At 65.3% G+C, this 7,696-nt stretch carries 4 protein-coding genes; all 4 read left to right on the top strand.

The features are described from left to right. Positions 1-210: 210 nt before the first annotated feature. The 4 genes from QZY48_RS28335 (at position 211) to QZY48_RS28320 (ending at position 7,674) form a co-directional block, all read left to right on the top strand. A complete protein-coding gene (locus tag QZY48_RS28335) occupies positions 211-1,284 on the top strand; it encodes a DUF2169 domain-containing protein (RefSeq protein WP_295436994.1) in 1,074 nt (357 codons plus the stop codon). Positions 1,285-1,299: 15 nt separating this feature from the next. Continuing rightward, complete coding sequence (locus QZY48_RS28330; protein ID WP_295436993.1) at positions 1,300-2,454, top strand: DUF4150 domain-containing protein; 1,155 nt, start codon at positions 1,300-1,302, stop codon at positions 2,452-2,454. A 1,063-nt stretch (positions 2,455-3,517) separates the two neighbouring features. Then, positions 3,518-7,018 (top strand): DUF6531 domain-containing protein, encoded by a 3,501-nt coding sequence (locus QZY48_RS28325; protein ID WP_295436992.1) that lies wholly within the window; start codon positions 3,518-3,520, stop codon positions 7,016-7,018. After that, positions 7,018-7,674 carry a hypothetical protein gene (locus QZY48_RS28320; protein ID WP_295436991.1) on the top strand — a complete coding sequence of 219 codons (657 nt, stop codon included), beginning with the start codon at positions 7,018-7,020 and terminating at the stop codon, positions 7,672-7,674. Before QZY48_RS28325 ends, QZY48_RS28320 begins: the two co-directional genes overlap by 1 nt. The last annotated feature ends 22 nt before the right edge of the window (positions 7,675-7,696 follow it).

Genomic DNA, 7,696 nt, shown 5'->3' with positions numbered 1-7,696 from the left:
CGCATCCGACCCCGGCGGCGAAGACCTCTCGGTCTTCGCCGCCGCTTTGTTTGCCGTTGGCCTTCATGGTGAAATTTATCTGACAAAGCCCTCTTGACCGCCGCGACCCATGAGGATAATCTTCCCCAAAGCCCGCCTGGCGGCGGTTAAATTCCGATCGATCAGCGCGCCGCCCTGAGCGTCACTGCAAGGCCCCGGGGATTCGGTCGCATGTTATTCCGCAACTACACCCCCTTTCCCCCGCTGCAATTCCAGAGCCGCGACGAACAGCAGCGCGACTTCGGTGTCGTCGTCCTGCGCGGGACCTTCGCGCTCGTCAACGGCGAGCCGCTGCGGCTGGTCCAGGAACAGGCCCCCATCGTCATGACCGACGAATACTGGGGCGAGCCCGGGGCATCCAGCCTGCGACTGGAAAGCAATCTCGCCCCCTACAAGCCCAAGACCGACATCCATGTCACCGCCACGGCCCAGGCCCCGGGAACTGAGCCGGCCAATTGCTGGCAGATCGGCGTCGAGGTCGGGCTGGTCAGGAAGAAGCTGCTGGTCACCGGCCACCGCTACTGGCACCTGCGACCGGGTGAAGGTTGGCGCCTTTCCGATACAATCCCCGTCAGGCAGGTCCCTATCCGCTACGAACTGGCCTTCGGCGGGACCCGGGGCGAGGGCGGGCCCGCCACGCCCTGCGCCGAAAACCCGGTCGGGGTCGGACGCTACCCCGAGACACCACCCGACGGCTCCAAGCCGCTCCCGGCGCCCCAGGTCCTGGCCCCGGACGCGGCCGACTTACGGCTGGGGGAGCACCAAACCCCGCAGGGTCTGGGACCGCTGGCCCCCGCCTGGCAGCCGCGGCTCGGCCGGGTCGGCACCTTCGACATGATCTGGGAAAAGACCCGCTGGCCGGACCTGCCGGCGGACTTCTCATTCGCCTTCTATAACAGCGCCCACCCGGACCTGGTCTACCCCGGCTTCGTCAAGGGCGACGAGTCCATCGCCCTCATCAACCTGCACCCCATCTCCCGGATTCATTCCTGTCTCCCCGGCTTTGAACTCGCCCTACTGCTGCGCTGGGAAGACGGCCGGATCGCACCCGCCCCGGTGGTCCTGGACACCATCCACATCGACGCGGAGCAGTTACGGGTCTACCTCACCTGGCGCGGCATCTTCCCGGTGAACCGGCCGCTGCGGGTGTTGGAGGTGCGGATGCGTACGCCCGCCGACCGGGCGCGCCAGGACGCCGCAACTGCAGCCCAAGGCGACCCACCGCCGCCCGCCGCCATGGACTGAAGGGAGGAACGCCCGGTGCCGGACATTGAAGGCGGCTGCAAACGCGACTTCCGGGTTATCAGCCTGGTTCCGGACGTCTGCAAATCCCCGACGGTGCCGGTACCCTATCCCATCGTCGCCGTCCTCCAAGACAGCGTCCGCACCGCCGCGACGGTCCATTTCAGCGGCAAGGGCAGCAGCGACACCTTCACCCTCAATAGCCGCATCACCACCCTCAGCGGCGACGAGCCCGGCACGGGCGGCGGCGTCATCTCCGGGGTCAACCGAGGCTGGTCGCGCCCCATCAACGGCAGTGCCACGGTGCGCGCCCAGGGCTTCGGCGTGGTCCAGGAGAAGGTCTCGCTCTTCTGGATGAACTGCGCCGGGCCCGAGGGACCCGGCAATACGGTTGGTATGCTGATCTTCGACCGGCGCTCGACCTCGGCCGCGGTCGGCCCGGACGGGCTCAGCCCCGCTGAACTCGCGGTGGCGCCGGAGACCGAGGCCGAGGCCGGATTCCTGGACGGCATGCTGGGCCAGATTGGGCTCAGCACCGCAGACCTCGGCGACATCTTTGAGTGGGGTAAGCAGGCGTATGCGCTGTCCCAGGTCGATTGGAGCAATCCCGCCGGGGTGCTCGGCGGGATTGCCGGGCTGGCCGGTATCCCCGGGCTGGGCAACCTCGGCGAGGCGGCCGGGATCGCGCAGCTCGGTTACAACCTGGCGACCATGGATTGGAGCGATCCCGCTCAGGTCTTGGGCGCCCTCGGGGGCGTGGCGGGTCTGAGGGGGCTGTCCGACATCGCCAGGCTTGCAAGCCTTGGCGGCAAGGCCTGTGCGATCGTGACGACTGATTGGACCGACCCCGCATCCCTCATGCGGTCAGTCGGCATCGGCGCCAGCCTCGCCGGGTATGGCTGCGTCCCTGGTATCGATGGGACTGCCGCGCAACCCTTCGCCATCGCCACCGCCGATTGGCGCAACCCGGGAGCCATGATCGGTTCAGCGATGAACCTCGCCGGTATGCTTGGGCTGCAGGACGGATTGCTACCGAATCCGAACGGACCCAAGCCCTCACCGGCCGCGAATAGCACGTCCACCGGCCCGCGAGTGGCGTTCCCGTCCACGATGCTTTCGACGCCGCATTCGTCCCGATCGGCACCAGCAATCCGAGCGTCTTGCGACCCCTAAACGACAGCAGTGGAAATGAGGTCGATATGCGTCTAGACCCAGTTCTACGTAAGATCGCCTCGCGGACCTGGATGCCGGGCTCGGCCACGGTCGATCCGGCACAAACACCACCCAGCATCGACCCAACTGGTGCGATTGGGGAAACGAGATGGCTCGTGGTCCAACCAGAGACACCTCTGGAGCGCGTCACCCCACTCGTGGACCGACTCTATTCAAACAGTATGATGTCATCGAGCCCGCCCGCCGAAATGGCCCTGAACATCGATCGTCCAGACCATTCGAGTGATGCACCGGGAACCGCGCTGGAGACCGAAACACTTCGAGAACGGGAATATGCGCAATACCACAGAAGACAATCCGGGAGCCGCTTATGACGGACGAGAGAGCCGACGCTGCTCCCGCAGACCAGCCAAGCTTGCTCGAACGGGTTCCTGGTGCATTATATAATGCGTTGCCAAGCTGGGAAGAGTTTGGACGGGGTGCAGCTATCGTTGGTGGAGTCGGCGATGTTATAGGTGGAATCGGTGTGGCGGCGGGCGGGAGCGTTGCGACGGCGGGCATCGGTGCCCCAGTAGCGGTCGCCGCAGGTGCAGGACTGATGACCCTGGGCTTGGATCAGATCGTATCTGGCATCACGGGCGAGCAGTCAATGGTTTCCAGGGCCGGAGCGACCGCCGTTGGCGCCGCCTTCGGCGAGGAATACGCTTGGATCGGTGGCATTCTGGGAGATTCGGTCACTGGCATCGGCGGCCTCCTGAAAGGAGCAAAAAATGTTGGTGAACTCATTGCGAACCTCAGGAAAAGCGGAGAGATAGTTGACTTTCTCAAGAAGTTATCGCCTGCGAAACTCCGCGAGCTTTGGGATAAGAAGTTAATCAACGCGGAGGACCTCGCAAAGGCCGATATCGATCCTCCAGTATCGACTGGCGCCAACGCCACCAAGAGCCCGCAACCGGCACCGCCCGCGGAGACCCCCGCTGGCAGTGCGTCCTCAAGCGCAGCCAAGGAAGGAGTCGATGGTGCGCCGGGGACACCAGGCACCGAAGGAGGCAACGCCAACCCGGTGCCGACCGGCGAACCGGTCGACCTCATTACCGGAAACGTCTTTGCCGACGAGGAAGACTTCACGCTCCCCTGGCATATCCCTCTCGCCTGGAAGCGTTTCTATTCATCCGATTCCCGCCGCTGGGGTGCCATGGGGGTCGGCTGGGAGTCCCCCGCGGACTTTCGACTCACCCTGCGGTCCTCCGGGGAAGTCGCGTTTTGGGCCGGCAAGGGTGGCGGGGATATCTTTGCCGAGATGCCTGAGCCGGGCGCTTGCGTGGTACAGCCCAAGGAGGGCGCACGCCTTGAGCGTGCGGCCGATCAGGTCTCTATACACACCCGCTCCGGCCTGACGTACTGCTTTCCACCGCCCGCACCGCAGAGCAAGGAGCTTGCGTTGTTGTCCATCCAGGACCAGAACGGGAACAGCCTCACCTTTATCCGCCACAACGGCGTGCTGGCCGAGATCCGCAATTCCGCCGGACCCTGGCTGGAGCTTCAGGGCGGCGACGGATTGACCCAGGCGATCATCCTGCACCACCCCGCGGAGCCGCCACGCCTCTTGGTGCGCTACCGCCACTCCGCCGCCCGTGACCTGATCGCCGTCGAGGACGCCCTGGGCGTCCCTCACACCTTTGAATACCGCAATCACTGTCTGATCCGTCACACCGACCGCAACGGCGTCTCCTTCCAGTACCAATACGACCGCGAGGACGCCACCGGCCGCTGCATCCGCACCTGGGGCGACAACGGCCTGCACGACACCCATATCCAATACGACTTGCCGAACCGGCGGGCCACCGCCACCGACTCGCGGGGTCTGGTCACCACCATCGAGACCGACACCGAACAGCGGCTCCGGCGCAAGGAGGACTCGTCCGGCCAGGTCACCACCTACGAATACGACTCCGGGGGCCGGGTGAGCACCGTCACCGACGTACTCGGTCGGCGGGTCGGCTACCGGTATGACGCGCTCGGCAATCTCCTGGCCGTCACCCGCCCGGACGGGGCCGTCCTTCAGTGGACCTACGACACACGCCAACACCTGACCGCCTTCACCGACGCGGCCGGTGCCACCTGGCGCCAGGAGTGGGACGCCCAGGGGCGGCTGGTCCTCCAATTGAGCCCCCTGGGCGCGGTGCGCCAGTACCGCTACGATGCCCGCGGTGACCTGGTCGCCTTCGTCGATCCCAGGTACGGCACCACTCGCCTGGAGCCGGACCCGACCGGCGCCGGACCCCGCGCCCTCATCGACCCGACCGGCCGCGCTCGGCAGTGGCGCTACGACGGCCTGGGCCACATCACCGCCGCCGTCGACCCGGCGGGGGCCGTCAGCCGTTTCAGCTACGACGCCAAGGGCCGCCTCACGCGAATCCAGCGCCCCAGCGGCACCGAGGTCCACTGCGGCTACGACCGCGAGCTCAACCTGACCAGCTACATCGATGAACTCGGCCACGAAACCCGCTTCGACTACGGCTTCGTCAACCGCCTGACCGCCCGCCACCTGCCCAACGGCACGACGGTCCGCTACGACTATGACACCGAGAACCGGCTCACCGCCGTGATCAACGGACGCGGCGAGCGCTACAGCCTGCTGCGCGACCCCGCCGGGCGCATCACCGCCGAGATCGACTATTGGGGCCGCCTGAGCGCCTACCGCTACGACGCCGCCGGCCAACTCATCGAGCGCGTCGACCCCCTCGGGCGCCTCACCCGCCTGGAGCGCGACCCGCTTGGGCGCCTCAGCGCCCGGCACTTCGCCGACGACAGCGTTGAGCGCTTCGAATACGACACCGTCGGCAATCTGATCGCCACCGAGTCGCCGCACGGCCGGGTGACCCGCCGCTTCGACGCGGAGGGCCGCCTGAGCGCCGAGGATCAGGCGGGGTTCCAGGTCCGCTTCGACTACGACCTGGCCGGGAACCTCAACCGCCGCACCAGCAGCGCCGACAACCGGGTGGACTACGCCTACGACGCCGCCGACCGGCTCACCGCCATCCGCGTCAACGGCGAGACCATCCACCGCATCGAACACGACGCCCGCGGCCTGCCGGTCCATGAGGTCTTCGGCGCGGGCCTGCACCGCCACAGTGAATTCGACCCCGAATGCCGCCTCACCCGCCGCTGGACCGAGTCCCCCTTCAACACCCTGCTCGAGCGCGGTTACCGCTACGATGCGGCCGGCAACCTCCTCCAGCGTATCGACCCGGCGAAGGGCACCCAGGGCTTCGACTACGACCCCATCGGCAACCTGATCCGCTATACCGACCCTGAAGGCCGGATCAGCGACTTCCTGCGTGATGCGGCCGGCGACTTCCTCCGGCCCGAGGCCGCGAACCCGCCGGACGAGCGGCCCGGCCCCGAGACCGGGGGGCGCCCCCGGGGCGGGACTGAACCCGTCGGCGGGACAGACCGGAGCGCGGCCGGGGGCGCAACCGCGCCCGCGGGCAGTGGTGCCGCGCCCGACCCCCGTGACCGTCTTGGCATCCCGCTCCGCCCCATCCCGGGCCGCGAGCCCTATGGCGCACCCGTGCGCGGCGCCTGGTTCGGGGACCTACATTACCGCTACGACGCCGCCGGCAACGTCATCGAGCGCACGACCAAGGCCGGCACCCAACGCCTCGACTGGGACTGCGCCAACCGCCTGATCCGCGCCCGCGGCACCGACCAGATCCCGATCTGGTTCGGTTACGATGCCCAGGGACGGCGACTCTCCAAGACCCGGCAGGGCCAGACCACCCGCTTCGGGTGGGACGGCGACGCCCTGATGGCGGAGCACGACGGCAAGGGGTGGCGGGAGTACCTCTACGCCCCGGACGGGTTCACGCCGCTTGCCCTGGTCGAGGGCGGGAAGGTCTATCATTACGAGACCGATCAGGTCGGGTGCCCGCACGAGGTCCTGGACGGCGAGGGACGCATCGTCTGGAGTGCGCAGTATGATGCCTGGGGGGGCACCACGCGGATTACGACGGAGCGGGTGCGCAATCCGCTGCGGTTGCAGGGGCAGTATTGGGATGACGAAATTGGGGTCGCGTATAACCGGTATCGGTACTATGATCCGCGGAGTGGGGGATTCTTGTCGCAAGACCCGTTGGCGGTTGCAGCAGGCGACAATCTCTACGCGGGCGCACCGAATTTCCAGGGATGGGTCGATCCCCTCGGATTGAAATCGACTCCGCCGCCGACCAACGCCGAGGGACTAACGCATGGCAATTCAGCGACCAGCACCCGCGCCCAGCACGGCTATGAGATCGTCGATACTAATACGGGCCAGGTTGTGAAAGTAGGGGTTAGCGGTGGACCTCGAACCGCTGCCGGCGGGTCGCGGCGCGCAGATACTCAAGCGAACCGATGGAATCGAGGGGTTGATAAGCCCGGCCTCTACGAAGGACGAGTAGTCGCGGAAGTTCCCGAAGGGCCCGGATCCCGGCAAGCGATTCTCGATTGGGAGCGCGAGCGCTCTCAAGAGCTTAGAGATGCGGGTCAACTGCTAGATCCAACGAAGCACGCGAGGCCATAATGATACTGAAGCACATTTACCTGTACCTGAACCTCAACGAATATCCCGTCGACGTCGTAAGACCTTTTGGGTTCCACACTCGATATCTGTGCAACTACCTAGAGCGACGACTGAAGGCAGAGAAATTTCACGCAGAAGGTTTCAGTAAGATCGCCGTTGAGGGTAAGCATTTCCCAGATGACAGCTGCCTGATCTTACCGGAAAACGCGGCCGTGCCCGGGGTATTATTCGAGTTCGAGCGATACGACACACTCGCTCAGGAAGATCGCCACGAATTCTACATTTCGATGCTTTCGGACGGACTCGCCAAGTGCGCAAGACACCATTGCATCCCTTTGAATGTGCTAATGCAATCAATCGATGATTTCAGACAAGCAGGCTATAAAAACGAATGGATTCACCGCGTCAAGCTGCTGCGCGGGACCGGAATCCGTGCGTCGCTTCTATGTAGGCTTAGTCCCGAGCGATTTGTTCTCGATCTTCAGCTGGAACGGCGCGGCGCGGTATTCTATCGCGAAAGAGCACTCGAAACAAAGCCTGATGAGATCATCTTCGCGCACCGCTTCAAGGACGTTGTATTAAACGAGGGCAGCGTAATTATTTTAGGCATGTCGGGCAAACCGACATTCAGTGTCAAGCTCAGTGAAATCCAATGAGCGAACCCGATAAGGACCACTG

Origin of the sequence: uncultured Thiodictyon sp., assembly GCF_903828115.1 — a bacterium.
Lineage (GTDB): Bacteria > Pseudomonadota > Gammaproteobacteria > Chromatiales > Chromatiaceae > Thiodictyon.
The sequence above is the reverse complement of the archived record's forward strand: the minus strand, read 5'-3'. Positions and strand labels throughout refer to the sequence as shown.